Genomic DNA, 20476 nt, shown 5'->3' with positions numbered 1-20476 from the left:
CTATCGTGCACCAATCTCGATTGGTGGTCAAAGTTTTCTTTGCTAGTCTGATTTGAAAATCAGAATTTGAACATACGGTTTAAGTCGTAGGGTTCAGTTGCAACACAATAAAAATGAAAGCCTATGGAGAGGTTATGAATACGGTTCCAAAAATCCAGTTATCTACAGCTAAATTATTGATTAACGGTGAATTTGTTGAGTCTAAAACTCAGCAGTGGCTGGATATTGTCAATCCTGCAACCCAAGAAGTCATTGGTTTAGTGCCTTTGGCTACCCCTGAAGAAGTACAGGCTGCCATTGCTTCGGCTAAAGCAGCATTTGCCAGCTGGAGAGAAACCCCGATTCAGGCACGTATGCGCATTATGCTGAAATTACAGCAATTGATTCGCGACAATGCCAAGAAAATTGCACAGGTGTTGACGGCTGAACAAGGCAAAACCCTCGCCGATGCCGAAGGTGATATTCAGCGTGGTTTGGAAGTGGTGGAGCATGCGTGCTCAATCGGCACTTTGCAAATGGGTGAGTATACCGAAGGGGTGGCACGTGGCGTCGATACCTATACCTTACAGCAGCCTTTGGGCGTTTGTGCGGGAATTACCCCATTTAATTTCCCAGCCATGATTCCTTTGTGGATGTTCCCGATGGCAATTGTCTGCGGCAACACCTTTGTATTGAAACCGTCAGAACAGGATCCGCTATCCACTATGATGCTGGTGGAGTTGGCGATTGAAGCTGGCATTCCAGCAGGCGTACTGAACGTGGTGCATGGGGGCAAAGACGTGGTCGATGCGCTATGTACTCATCAAGACATCAAAGCCATTTCCTTTGTTGGTTCGACTGCGGTGGGTACGCATGTCTACAACTTGGCGGGTCAGCATGGCAAACGCGTGCAATCGATGATGGGTGCGAAAAACCATGTGGTGGTGATGCCAGATGCCAATAAAGAACAGACTTTAAATGCCATGGTCGGTGCAGCATTCGGTGCAGCAGGGCAGCGTTGTATGGCACTTTCAGTCGCGGTGATGGTGGGGGACAGCCAACATTGGATCAAGGACTTGGTGGCTAAAGCCAAAACCTTGAGCGTGAATGCCGGGCATGAACCGAATACCGATATTGGGCCTGTGATTTCACCGCGAGCCAAAGCACGCGTAATTGAGCTGATCAACAGCGGGGTAGAACAAGGCGCTGAATTGCTGCTGGATGGTCGTGATATTCAAGTCAAAGGTTATGAGCAGGGTAATTTTGTCGGGGCGACCATTTTTAGCCAAGTCCGCACTGATATGCGCATTTATAAAGAAGAAATCTTTGGTCCCGTACTGGTCATTCTTTGCGTGGATACTTTGGATGAAGCCATTGAACTGGTCAATGCCAACCCATTTGGCAATGGCGTGGGCTTATTTACCCAAAGTGGTGCCGTGGCGCGTACCTTCCAGAACCGTATCGATATCGGTCAAGTCGGGATCAATATTCCAATTCCTGTACCCGTGCCGTTCTTTAGCTTTACCGGTTCACGTGGCTCGAAGTTAGGAGACTTGGGTCCGTATGGCAAACAGGCGGTGCAGTTCTATACGCAAACCAAGACCATTACCAGCCGCTGGTTTGAAGACAGCCAAGAGGCTGGGGAAGTGAATACCACCATCAGTTTGCGCTAAAGGAGTAGCGAGATGAAGATAGCGTTTATTGGTTTAGGCAACATGGGCGGTTCGATGGCACAGAACCTGCTCAAAGCGGGACAAACGGTTCTCGGTTATGACCTGAGTGAAAAAGTCTTACACCAGTTTGCAGAAAGTGGCGGCGTGGTGTGCGACAGCCCGCAAGCCGCCGCTGCGCAGGCCGATGTGGTGATCAGCATGCTGCCCGCCGCCAAACATGTGCGTGAGGTGTATTTGGGGGAAACCGGTATTTTGGCGGTCATGCGCGCAGGCAGTTTGTGTATAGACTCCAGTACCATTGACCCGCAAACCATTAAAGATGTGGCGGCAGAGGGATTGAAGCATCAGGTTCAGGTCTGTGATGCGCCAGTTTCTGGTGGAACCATTGGGGCCAAAGCGGGCACGCTGACCTTTATGGTGGGTGCGGATGAGGCCACCTATGAACAAGTGAAGCCTATTCTTAGTTTTATGGGTAAAAACACCGTACATTGTGGTGCTGTTGGGGCTGGGCAAATTGCCAAAATCTGCAACAACATGATTCTGGGTATTTCTATGGCCGCCGTGGCCGAAGGTATGGCACTCGGTAGCCGCCTAGGCATTGACTCACATGCCTTGGCCGGGGTGATCAATAGCTCCAGCGGCCGTTGCTGGAGTTCAGAAATTTGTAATCCGTGGCCAGATATTAGTCCGAATGCACCCGCCAGCCGGGGGTATACCGACGGTTTTGCCTCGCAACTGATGCTAAAAGATTTAGGTTTGGCCATTGAAGCCGCGAGCCAAGTCAAGCAACCTGTATTGCTCGGGGGGTTGGCACAACAGCTGTATCAACAGTTGTGCTTGCAAGGTAATGCACATTTGGACTTTTCCAGCATTATCCAGCAGTACTTACCCCGCGAAGCAAATTAAACGTAAGTACGGGTCGCAATGATTGCGACCGATAAAAAACTCGTCGTGAATAAGAAGAATTGAGACTGAGGTGAAAGGATGACTTCAAATTATCAACAAGCGCAGCAAGGCTTTGATTTACAACAGGCTGCGCAACGGTTTTTATCTGGTTCAACTGAAGCGCTAAATGCGTGCTATGAATGTTGTGATCGTCATGCCTTGCCTGGACGAATTGCCTTGTTTTGGCAGGGTAAAGATGGTCGTAAGGAGCAATACACCTTTCGCGAGTTACAACAACGTGCCAGCCAATTCGCCAATTTCTTGAAAGCTCAAGGGGTGGGCAAAGGGGATCGTGTTTCGGGTTTGTTGCCACGCACCCCTGAACTCATCATCACCATTTTAGCCACATGGCGTATTGGTGCGGTCTATCAACCGTTATTTACCGCATTTGGTCCCAAAGCCATTGAGCACCGATTAAAACTGGCTCAAAGCAAATTGGTGGTGACGGATGTGGGCAACCGCGACAAATTGCATGAGGTTGAAGACTGTCCCGCGATTGTGACCGTGACTGGTGCAAAAGGTACAGGGTTATATCAGGGCGATTATAGTTTCTGGGCGGAAGTCAACCGTCAGTCGGATCAATGTGAATTGGTGATGATGAACATCCAAGATCCGTTCTTGTTGATGTTTACTTCAGGCACGACAGGCCCTGCCAAACCGCTACAAGTTGCCTTAAAAGCCTTGATTGCTTTTGGGGGCTATATGCAAGATGCGATTGGTCTACGTGCGGAAGATTCTTTCTGGAATATTGCCGATCCGGGTTGGGCGTATGGCTTGTATTACGGCATTACGGGGCCTTTATTGCTGGGTCACCCAACCATTTTTTACGAAGGTGCCTTTACTCCAGACAGCCTATGCCAAATTGTACAGGACTATGGGGTGAATAATCTGGCAGGCGCACCAACCGCTTATCGCATGATGATGGCTGCCGATCAAAAGCAAATGGCGAAATTGCGGGGCAAGCTGCGCGTAGTCAGCAGTGCGGGTGAACCATTGAACCCAGAAGTGTTCCGCTGGTTCAAGCAAGTATTGGATGCTCCAATTTATGACCATTATGGTCAGACCGAAGTGGGGATGGTGGTGTGTAATCATCATGCACTAGAGCACCCTGTGCGCGCAGGTTCGGCAGGCTTTGCCAGCCCGGGCTACCGTGTGGTGGCGGTGGATGAACAAGGCAATGAACTCGGTGCTGACACCCCGGGAATTTTAGCCGTTGACATCAGTCAGTCGCCGATGATGTGGTTTGCTGGCTATGAAGAAAGTCGCAAGTCACCGTTTTTGGGGCATTACTATTTAACTGGCGATACCGCGGAAATTCATGCGGATGGCAGTATGAGCTTTGTTGGACGCAGTGATGATGTGATTACCACCTCAGGCTATCGCGTCGGCCCATTCGATGTGGAAAGTGCCTTGCTAGAACATGATGCAGTGATTGAAGCTGCGGTGATTGGTGTGCCTGATCCAGAGCGGACTGAAGTGATTAAAGCCTTTGTGATTTTATCGGGTGAAAGTACTGCCAGTGCTGAACTGGAAAATGAACTGAGCCAGTTTGTGAAAAAGCGGTTATCGGCGCATGCCTATCCCCGTTTAATCGAGTTCGTGAACGAACTGCCAAAAACCCCTAGTGGAAAAATTCAACGTTTTTTACTGCGTAATCAGGAAATTGCCAAACAGCAAACCGCAGCAGTCGCAAGTTAAGACATTGTAAGGAAAGGATTATGCAATTTACTGAAGAACAAGTCCGCATGCAGGACATGGCGAAAAATTTTGAGCAAGAACAGATGACCGCAAAGGCCAGTGAGTGGGATCGACAAGGGATGTTTTTTGAAGAACAAGTCCTGATTCAGGATATGGCCAAAAGCTTTGCGCAAGAACAGATTAAACCGAATGCTGCTGAGTGGGATCGACATGGCATCTTTCCCGCAGATGCCTTACAGCAAATGGGACAGTTAGGCTTTATGGGCATGTTGGTGCCAGAAGAGTGGGGTGGTTCAGCCACCGGTAATTTGGCTTATGTGCTTGCACTGGAAGAAATTGCTGCCGCGGACGGTGCCACCTCGGCCATTATGAGTGTACACAATTCTGTCGGCTGTGTGCCGATTCTGAAATTTGGCACCGAGGAGCAAAAGCAACAATTTCTGGTGCCTTTAGCCAAGGGTGAAATGATCGGTGCATTTGCCTTAACCGAACCGCATACCGGTTCCGATGCCGCAGCGATTAAAACCCGCGCGGTGAAAGATGGGGACGATTACATTCTTAATGGCGCCAAACAGTTTATTACCTCGGGACATAATGCGGGCGTCATTATCGTATTTGCTGTGACTGACCCTGCTGCGGGTAAAAAAGGCATGAGTGCATTTTTGGTGCCGCGCAATACCCCGGGTTATGAGGTGATTCGAGTCGAGGAAAAGCTGGGTTTACATGCCTCCGACACCTGTCAAATTGCCCTGACCGATGTGCGTTTACACAAAAGTATGCTGTTGGGTAAGGAAGGAGAGGGTTTAAAAATTGCCTTATCCAATTTAGAGGGCGGACGCATCGGGATTGCCGCACAAGCCGTCGGTTTAGCCAGAGCGGCTTTAGAAGAAGCAACCCGTTACGCCAAGGAGCGCGTGGCGTTTGGCAAACCGATTTTTGAACAACAGGCAGTGTCATTCCGCTTAGCCAGCATGGCCACTGAAATTGCCGCGGCGCGCCAGTTGGTGCATCACGCTGCACGATTAAAAGAAGCAGGACAGCCCTGTTTAACTGAAGCTTCGATGGCGAAATTGTTTGCCTCGGAAATGACGGAACGGGTCTGTTCCAACGCCTTACAAATCTTTGGCGGTTATGGCTATCTCAAAGATTTCCCAATCGAGCGCATTTATCGCGATGCCCGAATTTGCCAGATTTATGAAGGTACCAGTGACATTCAGCGTTTAGTCATCGCACGTAGTTTATAAAGATAAATCGACTGCTGCACAGGCAACGCTCAACAGATGGATATGAAATCAGTAGCTGGCCTGTGCCGAGCATCGACAGAATAAAAGGATAAAATCATGCAGTGGGAAAAAACCTTTATTGAAGAACAACCATGGGAAACCATTTTGGTAGAGAAGCGTAACGGGGTGGGGCTGATTACTTTAAATCGCCCGAAAGCCTTAAATGCCTTAAATAGCCAATTGATTGCTGAAATTAACCACGCTCTGGATCAGTTTGAGCGTGATCGTGAAGTGGGTTGTATGGTGTTGGCCGGTTCGGAAAAAGCCTTTGCCGCGGGTGCCGATATTAAAGAAATGGCAGATTTGAATTTCCCCAACATTTATTTCGATGATTTTTTCCATTTGGCAGATCGGATTGCCCAGCGCCGTAAACCTTTGATTGCCGCAGTCAGTGGTTATGCTCTCGGGGGAGGCTGTGAGTTGGCCTTGATGTGCGATTTTATCTACTGCGCCGACAATGCCAAATTTGGTTTGCCTGAGGTGACGTTAGGCGTGATCCCCGGCATTGGTGGAACCCAGCGTTTAACTCTGGCTATCGGTAAAGCCAAAGCCATGGAAATGTGTTTAACCGCACGTCAAATGGATGCCGTGGAGGCAGAGCAAAGTGGTTTGGTGGCACGCGTGTTACCAAAAGAACAACTGCTGGACTATACCTTGCAGGCGGCAGAAAAAATTGCTGAACGCTCACTCACTGCCACCATGATGATTAAAGAAACCATTAATCGTGCCTTTGAAGTGAGTTTGAGTGAGGGATTACGCTTTGAACGTCGTACTTTCCATTCCATCTTTGCAACAGCTGACCAGAAAGAAGGCATGCATGCCTTTATTGAAAAACGCCCTGCACAATTTAACCAACAATAAGCATGGATTCTGAGTATGGAAAATAATTTACAGATTAGCATCCAAGGACATTTAGGGGTGATTACCCTCGACCGAGCGTCACATCTCAATGCATTGTCCTTGGCCATGATTCACGGCATGACTCAGCAACTGGAACTGTGGCGTGAGGATCCTCAGGTTCAAGCGGTTCTGATTAATTCCAATAGCCCGAAAGCCTTCTGTGCAGGCGGTGATATTCGTTATTTGTATGACAGCTATCACAATGGCAATCACAACTATCAAGACTATTTTGCCGATGAATATCACATGCTCAACAGTCTGCGCCAGTATCCTAAACCTGTATTGGTGTTTTTGGATGGCTATGTCTTGGGTGGGGGATTCGGTTTGGCACAAGCCTGCCATATTATTGTCAGCAGTGAAAAATCACGTTTTGCCATGCCTGAAACGGCCATCGGCTTTTTCCCCGATGTTGGGGCAACCCATTTCTTATCCCGCTTAGATGATATTGGGGTGTACATGGCGGTGACCGGTGAGCAGATCAGCAGTAGTGATGCCTTACATTTGGACTTAATTGATTACTTGGTGGCAAGTGAGCAGTTGGCACAATTGCAAACCGAATTGGCTCAGGCCCCTGTGTTAAATCAGCAGCTCATTGAGCAGTATATTGCACGCTATTTAGTAGATCCTGCACCGAGTGAACTCAGGCAGTATGAAGACGCCATTCGACAGCACTTTTCTCATAGCGAATTAGCGCAGATTGAAGATAGTCTGGCGAATACAACTGATAGTGAAAATATGGCTTGGGCCGAGAAGATCTTAGCTATTTTACAGCAGCGTTCCTTGCTGGCAAAGCAGATCAGTTTGAAGCTACAGCATGTGGGGCGAGGTTTATCTTTAGAGCAATGTATGCAGCTTGAACGGGATTTACAGAATATTTGGTTTGAACAAGGTGACATGATAGAAGGTGTACGTGCCTTGCTGATTGATAAGGACAAACAGCCCAAATGGCAAACTGAAAATCCTGAACTGATGCACATGTTTGAAAAGTTATTACCGGCTTCTCGGCAGCAAAAGCAGATCAGCGTGTCGGTTTAATCAGTGCATTATTATTTAGCAAGCTAGTGATTGAATCCCCCAGTCTCTGGGGGATTTTTTATTAGGGCATGTCCTATTTTAGACAAAAAAAAGGCTTAAACCCTTTGGATTTAAACCTTTTTGTTCATCATGTGGCTACATGATTATGAATCTTGGCGGTGAGAGAGGAAGTCTGAATATGGTTATAAGTTATTGAAAAAAATAATCATAAAAATTTATAAAATTAAATATACCGACAAATATACCGACAAGTGAAAAAAGGAAAAATATCAGATCGCGTATCGTGAATTTGATTCCTTAACAATCGATACGTGAAATTTGATATATCAAATAAGGTTTATAGAAGAAAAAGATATAAGTAGCTTGCTGCTTCTCTTGATATGAATTTTAGATATCGAAGAGAGCAGCATCACTAAAGACTAATGTATTTGAATAAGATGGCATTAGGAGAAATTTTATGATTGATTACAATCAATTTAAGACTCAATATGGTACTTGATCAAGCAACGATCAAGCAAATAAATGGTTATTAAGCATTATAAATCATGAAGTTGCGATTAACATCTTAATAAAAGCCAACTCTTAATCAAGCAACGGTCAAGCAATTTTAATTAGGCCCAATGAGGTATATATCTCATTGCTCTCGTACCCGCCTCTGAATCATACGGTTTTATTAGATTAGCAGTTAAAGTATCCCTAATCACCCTACTAACCATGGCGCTATTTTTTAAATCAATTCCCAGCCTATCTCGTAATGACGTATTATTCATATGCTCTCGGTTTACATACCTCAAACAGCAGTGCTGATAACAGGCTCTTATCCGATCTTCTTTATCCATTTCTGTGAATGATCGATAACCAAAGAGTACTACCCGCGTATGTTGGTCACTTAATTCAAAACTTGGTGCAGGCAATTGGTATAGCTCTGATTCAGTTATTACTTTATCGATGCCAGTACCACGCTCCTCACATATATTAATTCTCCGCATAAATGAAGCTAACGCTTCATTTCTACTTTGAGGTGGAGCATCTAAGAATCTTTCTGTTGCAACTAAAGGTACACCAGGATTAGTAATTTCCATCCTAGAATCAAAAATTTCTATCATTGGACCTGTTCCAGTTATAGAAAAATCTTGATGTATTAAAGCATTCGCTACTAATTCTCGAATTGATAAGTCAGGAAACATTGGAACTTGTTTTCTAAATGCTTTGCCTATTTCTTCATTTTCAGGCAATAGAGTTTTTATGTATTCAATTAGATTTTCGAAGCCAACGGCATATCCTTTACTTCCCTCTAATTCTCTAATAGTAATAACCCTACTATTACCTTTATAAAGAATTAAACGAACTGCTTTTCTTCCCAAATGCTGAAAATTTTTTAATTTTTTAGCAAAAAGTATTGCTCCAAGATTAGTAATATTCCATAAACCATTTGCCGATTTAACAATAAGCTTATCTGCTTCCAAAGCTTTTAAAATTGCATCTCTTCCCTCGGGAAAGGGTTGATTAGTTAATTCAAAATATTGAGGATAGTCTAAATTGTGGAGCACATCTTCATCACGACAGTTCTCAGCTGCTGCTTGTTTTTCAAATGGAGTTTTATCAAAAACTCTCCACAATGCTCGTTCACGTTCAGGAAAATCTCGTAATTTTTTCTTATATGAGCCTATTCTAATAAATTCAGTTCCATCGAATTGAACTGGAGTATTAGTTGCTGCTTGAATTTCAAGGATAACAACCGGAAGATTCTCGCTGGATAAAAATTCATGAAATTGGAAAAAAATTTTTGGATTGCACTTTTGTAAAAGCCAGCTTTCCAATTCTTGTTGTTTATGCAGCACCTCACTTGGCTTAAAAGTTGTGCCAATGATCTGATGATCATCATCTTTTACCCCCCAAACTAGATATCCCGTTTGTTTACCAATCAGAGCGGCTGAATTTGATAAAGCAGATATATATTCTCCTATCATTTCAGGATCTTTATTACTATTTTTAAATTCAACCCAGTCAGTTTCAGCAGGAAGTCTGCATAACTCACGTAAGAGACTTTGCAATTGAGTTAATGACTGCTCTGTGGGCATTTAGTTGTTCCTATTAAATGAAAAAATAAACTTGAGTTTAGTCTACATAATTCGAATTTCAAAATTAACACTGACTTGCAAGATTAATAATTTAATGAGGCTCTTCCTGGACAGAATAGAGGTGGTTTTGATGTAGATCTCTGATCCTTGGCTATTGCTGGTGTACCTGTATTTTAGTTATACACAGGAACTCTTATTTATAGAAAGACCATTAGTGCATAAAAAAAAGCCACCTTCATGAATATGGCGTTTTTTATGCTTTTTGAATCAAAGATAAACTTTTATGCTTTCCGCATAAAAAGACACTTTTGAATGAATAATGATCTACTACACTACAACGAAAACAGACTGCCTTTTAAGCCTCATGCAGTGCATTTCTAACGGCAGTGCAAAGTTTTGGTTCTCTGATTCTGTGAGCTTTTCAAAGTTCCATACGGTCATTCCAAAGTTGATTCTGGAGTATGGTCTCAATCTGGATGAATCTTTACGCAAGCGAAAATCAGACTATGGGGAACCAGTCTGGAGTTTAGTTATCAATTATGACCCGGCCAAGAATGATGTATTCCAATTCTGGTTGTTTACCACAGGCTACAGGGAGGCACGAAGAAGTAAGCTGACGCTAAAAGAAATACTCGCTAAGAATTCCAGCATGGTGCAAAAGCAAAAGCTCAACAGTATTTTGACTGTCAAAAAAGAGAAGCTGCTTCGCTATGGAGATTATGTACTTGGACAGTACATAGAGTTCAGCGATCTTAAACCTCAATTTGCTAAGACTTATTATCACCCGGAGCAATTTGGAGTGATATTTAATACCAAGACAATCCGAACAAAGACAATTGATAGTAATAAGAATTCAATTTACCGAATTTTTAAACCGTTCGACAATTTTGAATTAAAACGTCTTGCAGGTATTAATAGAAATTTTGATTTTGCCTTCCTTGAAAATAAACATACTCGCTGGAATCAAACCTCTGTAAGTCAGTTTTTATTAAATCGGTTTGGGATTAAGTTTAATACTAATGTGAGTTATAACGATCGATTAAAAGAACTGACTAGGGTATTACGTGGAGTTCGTAAAAAGCACTTGGAGTTTTTCCAGCGTCATTCTCAGAAGAAAGTCCGCTACACCTGGTATCTATCAAAAGATTTTATGCAGTCGGCTGAAAGGGAGTTAGATAAGAAGATTGATTTAATCTCTACAGGTAAGGCAGATCGATTAAAAGAAGCTACATATCGATTAAGTGCACATGGTAATTTCCATGGTACCCGGCACCAAATTGGAAAGTTACAGGCCAAGACCAGATCAAAATTAAATAGTAGGGATCCAAATCATAAGAAACTAAATCAAATGTATTTCCCTCAAAATCTCCACTATGTACGGTTCACGGCTAAAAAGGCTCAAAACATGAAAGAGTTTGAATTAGCTTGTCGAAATGCTCAGAAGATTTATTTGAATAAACAGGGTGGAGCTAGAATTAAAGATTAAGGAGTATGATTGGGCAGCTATTTCTAGATGTACCTTATGAACATGGATTCTAATCCGTAAATGCTATTTATCGATCATGAGAAGCATTTGTATTTTCCAAGGATTATTCGGAACCATATTTACTGAAAAATTCTATTTGTGCATTTTAAAGTTTTAGGTAAGGAAAATCGGGATATATGATCTTAGTCTCATGTGTACTAGCTTGTATCCGATCTGAGAGTTACCCATTTTTAAGTGTGCCCGTCAGGTTAAATTTGAGCTGAATTTTTCTCAGCCCAAATTCGCTTCCAATCAAGTAATGTTTCAAGTAACGTACGGACACTGCACAATTTAATTCACAGTGCCTAAGACTGGTATCAACTTCGGACCAGCCATCCTTGCTTTACTAATAATCTCCACCAACTCATCATAAGTCAGTTCAAACTTATCTTCGCTATCAAAAACATAAACCATATTCTTGCCTTCAAATTCAGGTGGAGTAGGTGGTACAAATCGTTTCGGGATTAGGAGTTGAGTAATTTGTTCGTCAGTTAGTTTAAATAAGTGCATGTTTTATCCTACTCTTGGTAAGTCAGACCATTTTGTTAAATACGATGGTGATCTAAGGTTTTGATTCATGTGCCATGAGGCTTCTCGATTGTTGGCTATCCCCAACGTGACAAGATTCTTCCCAAACCGCTCACTGATGGCTTCAATGGCATCTGAAAGCCTTTCTCGCTCTTGCTTATGTGAATAGTCCGTAAATAGATCGGGCACAAACTTGGATTTATCTGTAATTTCGAGCAGCACGATTCCCGCCTTTTTATACTTAAAACCCTTTTTAAATATCTGATCGATACCCTTCATCGCAGCCTTGGTGATAAGCAATAAATCATCAGTATGCTCATGCATCTGAACCACGATGTAAGGTGAGTAGCGCTCAGTCTTATCAAAGCGACTGGTTTGGATATAAACACCGATCATCTTGCAGATTGAGCCATCTTCCCGCATACGCTTCACGGCTCTGGCCACATAAAGCCGGACTGAAGCTTTGATGTCATCCATTTCGTAGACCGGGTTGCCATATGAACGACTGCTGATGATTTGTTTCTTCGCTACGGCATCATCACTCAGGTCAATACAAGAGATGCCCTGTAGCTCAAGCACCGTCTTTTCCATCACGATGCTAAACTGTTTTTTGATTTCTTTAGGATTGGCATTGATCAAATCTAGAACGGATTGAACACCCATGGCATTGAGCTTCTTACAGTTCTGTCTGCCAACGCCCCAAACTTCGGATACATCTACTTGTGCGAGTAGCGTTTCTGTAGAGCATGGGTCCATATGGACCAAATTACACACCCCATTGAAGAACTTATTCTTCTTGGCGAGATGATTGGCAATCTTGGCTTCAGTTTTAGAGCGACCGATTCCAATGCAGCAGGGTAGTCCTAACCAACGCCAAGCTTTAGCCCTCATATCCTGCGCATATTCAGTCAGGTCAAACAGATGCTCATAAGCTGTGAGCTTCAGAAAGCATTCATCAATGGAATAGACCTCTTGGTCTCCTGGTGCAACATAGTCCCCAAGCAGCTCCATAAAGCGCTTAGACATTTCGCCATATAAGGAGAAATTACTGGATAGCACCTGAATGTTATGTTGTTTGATTAGCTCTTTAATTTGGAATACAGGAACACCCATCTTGATGCCGAGATCTTTCGCTTCCTGACTTCTGGCCACGGCACAGCCGTCATTGTTACTGAGCACAATAGTAGGGCGATCATTCAAGGCGGGATTAAACACACGCTCACACGAGACGTAGCAATTATTCACGTCGACTAACGCGAATATTTCATTTTCACTTTGCATGGTTATTCTTCTTTTTATGAGCGGTGATAAATACGCTTTAAATTAAAAGTCACCACACCCCAGATTGAGATGGTCTGACTGTCATCAGGAATGATGTGATTATAATTAGGATTTTCAGCCTTCAACCAAAGTTCTGGAAGCGGATAATCCTCATCGCCAAATATCTCTTTAATTTCAGACTTGGACATCTTATTGGTGATCATCAGCCGCTTAATTGTCGAGGCATTGTTATCAATCAGGGCAACCACGATATCGTAATGCTTGGCTTCAATACTGCGATCAATAATGATTGGATCATTAATCTCTAGGCCAGCATCAAGCATGGATTCACTGTCTACATAAGCAATGAACGTAGAAATAGGGTTGTGGATCAGGAACTCATTCAGATCGAGCGCTTTGTCTTGCTCATCCTTGGTGCTGAAGGCTGGACCTGCAGGAATACGCTCTAAAGAGACAGGAATAGAGACTTTGGATTTGGGTAGGACTGCAGTAAGCCCTAACTGCGCAACCAGTTCATTTTGAACAGCGATTTGTTCAAGCACGGTGTTGATGGTAGGGCTTGGCTTACCCTCTGGACCCATGAGCTCTTGTAAAGATGACCATGCGTCGTCAGAGAAGTAGATAGGCAACTTCTTAGACATGTGATACTCCTACGCTACGGTGGCGTGTTTGGAAGTAGAATTTGTTTAAATAGGATATTACTAACAGCGTTTAAAATTCAAATTTAAAAAGTTGTGGATAAACAAGGATGCGTCAGAATAAGACGTTTTGTTTCTGCTCATCGCGTGGAAATGTGACGAATTCATCGGGCATTTGAAAGAAATATTCATGCGCATGTTCATGATCGGCTGTTAGCCAGTCTTTTCTGTACTGTTCTGGAATAACGATGATGGATCGCTTCTCATCCTTCGGTGCATGGAATTGTTTCATAAAAGGGTGATGGTCCGAATTGATGGTCAACATTGAAAAGGAACGTACCTTATTGCCATTAATCACTGCATCATCATAGATCCCTGCAACCGTGAAAGGCTGATCATCTTTACGCTTGATGGTGTACCAGTGTGGCTTGCCATTGATGTATTTCGGCTCATAAAATTCTTGTACTGGGACTAGGCAGAACTTGCTGTACTTCCAAGCATGTCGAAAGCTAGGCTTATCTGCTACAGACTCAGTTCTGGCGTTATAAGTATGACTGCTGAACTTCAATTCTTTCGCCCAGCTCGGTAGTAATCCAAACTTTGCAATATCAAGCTCTAAGTGATCAGAACCATTTAAGATGATTGGAGCATGATAGGAAGGGAACACATGATCCTTAAGCTCAAGATCGGACTGGCTTGAATCGACACCTAAGAGTGTCAAATTTCTTTTACTTGGAAATAGGTAATTTGAGCACATTTATTATTTTAAATTAATTAGTTGTTGTGAAGTATATCCTTGTTTTAAGTGATTTTTAAATTTAATTTAACGGTTATAATTATAAGAGGAAGGTGTACTTTAGTAGTGATCTTCAAGAATATGAATGATTTATAAAGTAATTCTAATAACAAAAAAACGTAAATCTTGATTTTGGAGAATGATGATATTTTTTAAATTAAGATTTTAAATAGAGGTTAAGTAATGAAAATAATACATATATTACTATGCACTTTATTATGCGGATGTTCAACCTCAGATGAAGTGTTGAGAATACGATCAGTAGAAACATTAACTAATCCATCGATAGAAACAGAGCAAGATGGGACTGTTATTGGATTGAAAGCATTAACTAATAATGCCGTTAACACAAATATTGTTTTAATTCATGGAATGGGGTGGACTCAAGACTCATCAGATGAGAAAGAATTTGGAGAAGATTTAATCAATGCTATCCTCCATAAATATCCAAAATCAAATAGGGCCAGTGTTAATGAAGGATGCCCAAGTTCGAAACTAGACGCTGCTTCACCAGAAAATAAGCATGGATTAGAAATTTACAGCTCAAATGAAATGCATTTTTCAACTGATGACCCAAAACTTTCACCGAAATCAGGAAAGCTAGGCTGTCTAGATAAAGTTTTAATTAAATTAGATCAAGGAAAAACAATAACGGTATACCGATTCCTATGGGATAATGCGATGTGGGATAGATTTGAGTCGAGGCAAATGGGGTATGATGATGAATTACCTCCTAATACAGCATTTAGTGGTAACGATAATTTAGATAAACTTAGAGCGAAATATAATGCTAAATTAAAAAATGCAATAGTGACTTATGGTTTTTCTGATGCTTCACTATATATGGGGTCTGTAGGAGTTGCATTGCGTGAAGGCGTTCAAGGAGCAATTTGCGTAGCGATAACAAATTCATTTGATATCGCTAAGGCAAATAAAGAAGTAAAACAGCATAGAGCAAATGAATTGTGTTCTGTAAAGCCTACTTCTAAATCCCCATTATTGTTAATGTCTCATAGTTTAGGAAGTCGTTTAGCATTTGATACTCTAACTACAGACCTATCTAAAGAACTTTCAGAACAAATTGAAGCTGGTACAAGCAACAATACTATCGAATTACATATGCTTGCAAATCAATTACCTTTAGTTGGCCTTGGTCGAATGGGAGCGAATCGCTCCAAGTATAAGATTCAAGGGAAAAATCTTAAATTTGTAGCATATTCTGAAATCAATGATTTATTAACATATGAGCTCGTGCCTTATTTTGAACAAATGTGTTACATGAGAGAAAATGATGCAATTAAATGTAATCTAACATATTCAAAGTCTGATCCAATTCGTAAAAATCTTTCGAACGAGCTTGGTTTTGATGCTGTGGATGTCCGTTTGAATTTTGCGCCAAATCTAGTGAGTTTTTATTCTGGTTTAAAGAATCCAGGTATTGCTCATTCTGGATATTTAAGAAGTGCTGCTGCACTTAATGTATTGTTTTGCGGAGTTAGTAATGGAACGCCAAATGGCAAAGACAGTAACTGTGTGATGAAGTAAAGCGAGTTGTAGAATTATTGCTCAAATGTCTCATTCAAAGCCTGTTGCACAGCATCTATACGTGACTTGCAGGCTTTGTAAGCATTCATCGACTCTTCAACAATTTTCATTAAATTATCGATATCAGGCTGCTCCTGAGATTCAAGCAGTTCAGCATTCTTCTTAAGGATTTCGTATCCATCTTTGAACGTTAATTCTTTCTTAGTCATTTTGAATCACCTGTCTCACATTGGCTTCGATTAGACCATCCTGTAGTTCTACTTGAATGGCTTCATCTGATATTTGTTGGATAGAACGAATAGCCTTACCTTCACTACGGACAATCCCATAGCCTTTGGCCATTACATTTCTAGGGTTTTGTAAAAGAGTCTCGCGGAGTAAGCCTTCAATTTGAGTAGAGGCAAGCTTCAATTGAGATTGAGCAAAGTATTGGGTATCACTCTTCATTAACTCGAGCGTTCTGTTTGCTTCATTGATTTGGTTTTGAGCAAGCATCTTAATTACTTTGATGTATTGATCATTCTGACCTTGATACGCCGTGATTTGATGTTGAGAGAGCAGCTTTATCTTCTGTAGAGATTCAAGCACATTCTGAACTCGCTCCTGGATCAGATTTCGAATCCCGCCAATCACTTTACTCGGGGTGTCAAAAGAGCGGTTAGCCACTTCATCTAAAATTGTACGGTCTTTTTCGTGGCCAATACCTACCCAGATCGGTACTGAACGTTTACAGAGTAGGGCAGCCAAATCATAGTCATTTAAATAGGCTAGATCATTGACCGCACCACCACCACGGATAATAACGATCAGATCAGGAGGGGAATCGAAATCAGTTGCCCATTGCCTTAAACCTGTACTTAAAGACTCAATGATACTTGTAGGGGCTGTATTACCTTGGAATGTTGCTGAGTGATAGACAAAGTGACACACACCAGCGCGATCTAGCACATCGGCATCCTTTCGGAAGTCTCCTAGACCTGCAGCATTCTCAGGGGCAATGACCAGGACATTTTGAATGTCGAAGGGCGTTGGAAGCCCCTTGTTCTTATTGACCAATCTTTCAGTAGTTAACTTTTCAAGAATTTGCTGATAGCGCCGTGCAATGTCACCTAATGTGTAACTTGAATCAATATCTTCGACATTGACTGAAAATCCGTACTGAGGATCAAAGCGAGCTTTAACCTTTATTAGTACGTTGAGATCCTTAGAAAGCTCAACTTTGCTTTCACGCTCAAACTTAAGAACAATTTTAGCCGCAGAGAACTTCCAAATGGTTGCTCTACAGCTGGCGATTACCTTATCCGTATGTTCGTCTTTTTCAGCAAGCTCTAAATAGTAATGTCCACCTTTGATACTTAAGTTTCGAATCTCAGCTTTTACCCATACGGGCTCGTTAAAAGTAATCTGAATTACTTCCTGAACGGCAGAGAGGTATTGGCTGAGGGATAACTGAGGTTCTGACATTAGATTTAGGTTTTAGAATGTATGGTTGGATATTATAAAAGCAGGATTAGAAGTGCAAATTGAGAATTTATTTATTGTTGGCTATGTATTGATATTTAATGAATTTTAACTTGATGGCTTTTTAATATTTTGGCAAAATTGCAACTTATTTCTCGCGCTGGTAGTTCCAGAGTTTGGTCTGTTTCTAACCCTAGAACAGACCTTTTTTTGTACGAAAATATTGGTTCATCATGAAAGGTATTTATCAGTTCTTGCTTCTATTCATAGTGACTTTATCCTATCAGTTGGCTAAGGCTGATTTGGTGGAGTTAAGTCATGAGTCTTCTACAGATAGAATTAGTCAATTGACAGAAACACTAGCTCAGGGTTCGTTTGTAGAAGCAGCTGATATTGATATAACTGACTCGACTGAAGCTTCTAAAAAAAAACCAATTCTAATCAATCCTCAAGATTATAAAGATCTTGGTATTAATAATCTTGATAAAATTTATATAGACTCTGATATTTGGTATTTACCTGAATCTAACGAATATGTTGAACAGAAATATTTCCCTAATAACATTAGGTTCTTTAAATTTTTGAATCAGAAGTTTGCATTACTGGAAGATGCAAATGATGAGTCAGCTTCAGATAATGATCACTGGTATATCAATTGTACAAAAGATCGTATTACAGATGAAAAAGTCTGTATTTTGGGTAAATATGAAATGGCATTTATCCGATCATCTAAAACAGGCTGGATATTTTCTGTTAGTAAGGAAACAAAAAAATTAGATCTCAGAGCATATCAATATATACGTATAGACAAATTACCAGCTTTAAAATCCAAGACCTTTTTTAAAGGGCAGCCAACTTTGAATATCATTGAACAAATGAAAAAGGGGCATACTGCATACACACGTTTTTATGAGTGGTCAGATGATTATGAGGAAATTATTCCGCTAAAAGGATTTTCAATTGCTTACAACACATTAAATATCATGTATTCAAAGTTTTAACTTATTCAGAAATTAATTCTTCCTTGGTCGTCCTGTTTTCTTTTTCATATCCATTTTTAGAAAAGGGATAACAACATTGGGGTCATAGAGTTTCTTGCGCGGGCTACCTAAATTAAGAATTTCAAGTTTGGCTGCTAGAGTTTGTCTGGACATAGGAAAGCGTTTAGTAAGCCATGCCAGATCAACTAGATCCGGATATTGTTCTACTTCAAGCGAGACGACTTTAGCGCCGTATATAGTATCCCCAAGACATATTCTAGGTGGAGATTCGCTTTCTACAGTAATGATATATTTTTGTTTAAACATAATTTCTCACCGACTTTTTAGAGGGGATCAATCAAAAAAACAATCACAAATATAAAAAGGATTAACTTTGTTAATTTTAAGCGAGTTTTGTAATGTTACAACATCAAAGTGATGCATTTTTATGTACTGTTACATGAGGGGGTACGTGGATGTTACATGATCAAAAAGTCTATTCTTATGAATGTAAGATTTTCTGTTGCTGCACTTGAGCTTTTTTTTTACTGCATATGATCTTCTGATCCCCATCTGAGTTAATTTTCAGATTGAATTCTAATGTACCCAAAATTGGAATGATTCCACAAACGGGAATATTCCCAATTCTGGGGTTTTGAATGTACCCAAAAACGGGATTTTGAACGATCCCAAAAACGGGATGCAGAATCTATCAATGAACCGACCATTGAACCGATCATCTCTCTTAAAGAAATTTGAAGATGGTTTTTGATGAATAGACTGGTGTGAAGCTGTGTAGGAGGGGGATATACAATAAGATTATATCCTCCATTTCAAAAAATAAGAATTAAGCACAATGAAATATAACCTTAATTTCAACTCATTTAATCTCAGAGCGACTTTAGCGGAATAAATGAATCAATGTATATGAAAAAAAATAGCGAGCTTGTAGGAGCATTCAGGACGATTAATAAGTATGTGGCAACTTTAATTTGATAAGCCTTAGCTGCAATCGCCGTGCAAGTGAAATCCTTGATGGGAAAATAGAGTAGAAGACTTCAGCCAAGACATGAATTTTGATGGCTGGATATAGTGGAAATAATAGTGTTTTACAGTCTCCCTCGCGCGCGCGCGCGTTTTGTTGGGAAATGATAGCTGTATCGATGCTACTTGATTTGAACAACTACGACGCGTTTACCAAACTTCTAAGGTGAAAATTGCATTCTATATACCCATTTTTTAATTACTTACGTTACGCCTTAATAAGCTGAAACTTAATTGGGAGTAGGCATGGGAACTTTTGTCGAACTTAATAATTTTGAAATTTCACAAAGACTCATTCATATAAAAACCACTATTCATTACGGCGGACCAAATTATAAAGAAATGATAGATGAGCTAAGAGATCATCATGAATTGACTCATGAAAAAATTGCTTATCTTTTACCTATATCAGGTGCAAGTACGGTGAGTGAATGGACTCTTGGTGGTAGACCCAATTTTGAGGCGGGTGAGTCATTTATTGAATTGTGGAAGTCTTTAACAGGTAAACAAGATTCGGAGATTCCGAGAGTGAATTATTGGAGGGTTTAATTAATGACGACTGCACCAGCCTATCAACCTGTAGATTGTGATGACATGGAGCGCTCTATTCAGTTGTGTAATGGAATAGAATATCTAATCGATGATTTCCGTAGGGCAATAAATACAAAGGAGCCGAATCAACTATATCAGTCAGAATACCAATCAGACTTGATAAAAATTGCAGACAATTTGGAAGAGCTAATTCATCGACTTACATATTTAGCAGACAAAAATAATAAGGCATTCTATTTCCAACATTTGTTTTCAATCATCAAAAGTTTAAATTCTACGCCAAATGTATTAATTGTCACGGCGTATTATCTAGATCCAAATCATGAGTTTAAGCGGCTACTAAATAGGAACACATTTGATTTTGAAATGCGTCAAATTTTTAAGAAAATTCAATTTATAAAACCCGTTTTGCAATCTATCAACAAGGGGAAGAAGTCTGGTGTTAAAAGTATTGCCCATATTTTTTAGAAGGGTGATTGCATAAAAAAAAGAGTGACTTAATCACTCTTTTTTTATGGGCATACACACCCAT

19 protein-coding genes are annotated in these 20476 nt (G+C 41.1%); 11 read left to right on the top strand and 8 right to left on the bottom strand.

What is annotated here, in order from left to right; genetic code table 11:
- Positions 1 to 134 precede the first annotated feature (134 nt).
- From ACX17N_RS07070 to ACX17N_RS07045, 6 genes are all read left to right on the top strand, one after another.
- Positions 135 to 1652: a CoA-acylating methylmalonate-semialdehyde dehydrogenase gene (locus ACX17N_RS07070; protein ID WP_458891823.1), complete on the top strand. Its 1518-nt coding sequence runs from the start codon at positions 135 to 137 to the stop codon at positions 1650 to 1652.
- Positions 1653 to 1664: 12 nt separating this feature from the next.
- A complete protein-coding gene (gene mmsB, locus ACX17N_RS07065; protein WP_458891822.1) occupies positions 1665 to 2558 on the top strand; it encodes a 3-hydroxyisobutyrate dehydrogenase in 894 nt (297 codons plus the stop codon).
- Positions 2559 to 2636: 78 nt separating this feature from the next.
- Positions 2637 to 4295, top strand: coding sequence for an AMP-binding protein (locus ACX17N_RS07060; protein WP_458891821.1), 1659 nt, complete (start codon positions 2637 to 2639; stop codon positions 4293 to 4295).
- 119 nt (positions 4296 to 4414) lie between these two features.
- Positions 4415 to 5539: an acyl-CoA dehydrogenase family protein gene (locus ACX17N_RS07055; protein ID WP_458891971.1), complete on the top strand. Its 1125-nt coding sequence runs from the start codon at positions 4415 to 4417 to the stop codon at positions 5537 to 5539.
- 96 nt (positions 5540 to 5635) lie between these two features.
- Positions 5636 to 6439 carry an enoyl-CoA hydratase gene (locus tag ACX17N_RS07050; RefSeq protein ID WP_458891820.1) on the top strand — a complete coding sequence of 268 codons (804 nt, stop codon included), beginning with the start codon at positions 5636 to 5638 and terminating at the stop codon, positions 6437 to 6439.
- A gap of 9 nt (positions 6440 to 6448) precedes the next feature.
- Positions 6449 to 7513: an enoyl-CoA hydratase/isomerase family protein gene (locus tag ACX17N_RS07045; protein ID WP_458891970.1), complete on the top strand. Its 1065-nt coding sequence runs from the start codon at positions 6449 to 6451 to the stop codon at positions 7511 to 7513.
- A 611-nt stretch (positions 7514 to 8124) separates the two neighbouring features.
- Here the strand turns inward: ACX17N_RS07045 and ACX17N_RS07040 are convergent.
- Positions 8125 to 9594 carry an ATP-binding protein gene (locus tag ACX17N_RS07040; protein WP_458891819.1) on the bottom strand — a complete coding sequence of 490 codons (1470 nt, stop codon included), beginning with the start codon at positions 9592 to 9594 and terminating at the stop codon, positions 8125 to 8127.
- 364 nt (positions 9595 to 9958) lie between these two features.
- Here ACX17N_RS07040 and ACX17N_RS07035 point away from each other — a divergent pair, with 364 nt between their 5' ends.
- Entirely contained in the window at positions 9959 to 11080 is a 1122-nt protein-coding gene (locus ACX17N_RS07035; RefSeq protein WP_458891969.1) for a hypothetical protein, read from the top strand.
- A 330-nt stretch (positions 11081 to 11410) separates the two neighbouring features.
- On the opposite strand, the gene ACX17N_RS07030 is transcribed toward ACX17N_RS07035, so the two are convergent.
- The 4 genes from ACX17N_RS07030 to ACX17N_RS07015 all read right to left on the bottom strand — a co-directional run bounded on the left by ACX17N_RS07030 (position 11411) and on the right by ACX17N_RS07015 (position 14323).
- Positions 11411 to 11629 (bottom strand): hypothetical protein, encoded by a 219-nt coding sequence (locus tag ACX17N_RS07030; RefSeq protein WP_458891818.1) that lies wholly within the window; start codon positions 11627 to 11629, stop codon positions 11411 to 11413.
- 3 nt (positions 11630 to 11632) lie between these two features.
- Positions 11633 to 12928 (bottom strand): Y-family DNA polymerase, encoded by a 1296-nt coding sequence (locus ACX17N_RS07025; RefSeq protein ID WP_458891817.1) that lies wholly within the window; start codon positions 12926 to 12928, stop codon positions 11633 to 11635.
- A 14-nt stretch (positions 12929 to 12942) separates the two neighbouring features.
- Entirely contained in the window at positions 12943 to 13569 is a 627-nt protein-coding gene (locus ACX17N_RS07020; RefSeq protein WP_411371192.1) for a LexA family protein, read from the bottom strand.
- Positions 13570 to 13681: 112 nt separating this feature from the next.
- Complete coding sequence (locus ACX17N_RS07015) at positions 13682 to 14323, bottom strand: SOS response-associated peptidase (protein ID WP_458891816.1); 642 nt, start codon at positions 14321 to 14323, stop codon at positions 13682 to 13684.
- Between the two features lie 222 nt (positions 14324 to 14545).
- On the opposite strand from ACX17N_RS07015, the gene ACX17N_RS07010 reads away from it, so the two are divergent.
- The gene (locus tag ACX17N_RS07010; RefSeq protein ID WP_458891815.1) at positions 14546 to 15907 is read left to right on the top strand and encodes a hypothetical protein; all 1362 of its coding nucleotides are present in this window, start codon (positions 14546 to 14548) and stop codon (positions 15905 to 15907) included.
- A gap of 14 nt (positions 15908 to 15921) precedes the next feature.
- On the opposite strand, the gene xseB is transcribed toward ACX17N_RS07010, so the two are convergent.
- Positions 15922 to 16116, bottom strand: a complete 195-nt coding sequence (xseB, locus tag ACX17N_RS07005; RefSeq protein ID WP_458891814.1) for an exodeoxyribonuclease VII small subunit — start codon at positions 16114 to 16116, stop codon at positions 15922 to 15924.
- Positions 16109 to 17371, bottom strand: coding sequence for an exodeoxyribonuclease VII large subunit (xseA, locus tag ACX17N_RS07000; protein ID WP_458891813.1), 1263 nt, complete (start codon positions 17369 to 17371; stop codon positions 16109 to 16111). Before xseA ends, xseB begins: the two co-directional genes overlap by 8 nt.
- Positions 17372 to 17601: 230 nt before the next feature.
- Here xseA and ACX17N_RS06995 point away from each other — a divergent pair, with 230 nt between their 5' ends.
- Entirely contained in the window at positions 17602 to 18369 is a 768-nt protein-coding gene (locus ACX17N_RS06995; RefSeq protein WP_458891812.1) for a hypothetical protein, read from the top strand.
- Between the two features lie 12 nt (positions 18370 to 18381).
- Here the strand turns inward: ACX17N_RS06995 and ACX17N_RS06990 are convergent, their stop codons facing one another.
- Positions 18382 to 18675 (bottom strand): hypothetical protein, encoded by a 294-nt coding sequence (locus ACX17N_RS06990; RefSeq protein WP_458891811.1) that lies wholly within the window; start codon positions 18673 to 18675, stop codon positions 18382 to 18384.
- Between the two features lie 963 nt (positions 18676 to 19638).
- Here ACX17N_RS06990 and ACX17N_RS06985 point away from each other — a divergent pair.
- Both ACX17N_RS06985 and ACX17N_RS06980 read left to right on the top strand, forming a co-directional pair.
- Complete coding sequence (locus ACX17N_RS06985) at positions 19639 to 19941, top strand: hypothetical protein (protein ID WP_458891810.1); 303 nt, start codon at positions 19639 to 19641, stop codon at positions 19939 to 19941.
- A 3-nt stretch (positions 19942 to 19944) separates the two neighbouring features.
- Positions 19945 to 20412 (top strand): hypothetical protein, encoded by a 468-nt coding sequence (locus ACX17N_RS06980; RefSeq protein ID WP_458891809.1) that lies wholly within the window; start codon positions 19945 to 19947, stop codon positions 20410 to 20412.
- The last annotated feature ends 64 nt before the right edge of the window (positions 20413 to 20476 follow it).

This window comes from Acinetobacter sp. GXMZU3951, assembly GCF_054457875.1.
The sequence above is the reverse complement of the archived record's forward strand: the minus strand, read 5'-3'. Positions and strand labels throughout refer to the sequence as shown.

Coding starts and splice junctions, on each gene's coding strand:
- ACX17N_RS07035 (WP_458891969.1), top strand. CDS start 9,959: ATGCAGTGCATTTCTAACGGCAGTGCAAAGTTTTGGTTCTCTGATTCT.
- ACX17N_RS07020 (WP_411371192.1), bottom strand. CDS start 13,569: ATGTCTAAGAAGTTGCCTATCTACTTCTCTGACGACGCATGGTCATCT.
- ACX17N_RS07010 (WP_458891815.1), top strand. CDS start 14,546: ATGAAAATAATACATATATTACTATGCACTTTATTATGCGGATGTTCA.
- ACX17N_RS06980 (WP_458891809.1), top strand. CDS start 19,945: ATGACGACTGCACCAGCCTATCAACCTGTAGATTGTGATGACATGGAG.
- ACX17N_RS07025 (WP_458891817.1), bottom strand. CDS start 12,928: ATGCAAAGTGAAAATGAAATATTCGCGTTAGTCGACGTGAATAATTGC.
- ACX17N_RS07015 (WP_458891816.1), bottom strand. CDS start 14,323: ATGTGCTCAAATTACCTATTTCCAAGTAAAAGAAATTTGACACTCTTA.
- xseA (WP_458891813.1), bottom strand. CDS start 17,371: ATGTCAGAACCTCAGTTATCCCTCAGCCAATACCTCTCTGCCGTTCAG.
- ACX17N_RS06985 (WP_458891810.1), top strand. CDS start 19,639: ATGGGAACTTTTGTCGAACTTAATAATTTTGAAATTTCACAAAGACTC.
- mmsB (WP_458891822.1), top strand. CDS start 1,665: ATGAAGATAGCGTTTATTGGTTTAGGCAACATGGGCGGTTCGATGGCA.
- ACX17N_RS07040 (WP_458891819.1), bottom strand. CDS start 9,594: ATGCCCACAGAGCAGTCATTAACTCAATTGCAAAGTCTCTTACGTGAG.
- ACX17N_RS07050 (WP_458891820.1), top strand. CDS start 5,636: ATGCAGTGGGAAAAAACCTTTATTGAAGAACAACCATGGGAAACCATT.
- ACX17N_RS07070 (WP_458891823.1), top strand. CDS start 135: ATGAATACGGTTCCAAAAATCCAGTTATCTACAGCTAAATTATTGATT.
- ACX17N_RS07060 (WP_458891821.1), top strand. CDS start 2,637: ATGACTTCAAATTATCAACAAGCGCAGCAAGGCTTTGATTTACAACAG.
- ACX17N_RS06995 (WP_458891812.1), top strand. CDS start 17,602: ATGAAAGGTATTTATCAGTTCTTGCTTCTATTCATAGTGACTTTATCC.
- ACX17N_RS07055 (WP_458891971.1), top strand. CDS start 4,415: ATGTTTTTTGAAGAACAAGTCCTGATTCAGGATATGGCCAAAAGCTTT.
- ACX17N_RS06990 (WP_458891811.1), bottom strand. CDS start 18,675: ATGTTTAAACAAAAATATATCATTACTGTAGAAAGCGAATCTCCACCT.
- ACX17N_RS07030 (WP_458891818.1), bottom strand. CDS start 11,629: ATGCACTTATTTAAACTAACTGACGAACAAATTACTCAACTCCTAATC.
- xseB (WP_458891814.1), bottom strand. CDS start 16,116: ATGACTAAGAAAGAATTAACGTTCAAAGATGGATACGAAATCCTTAAG.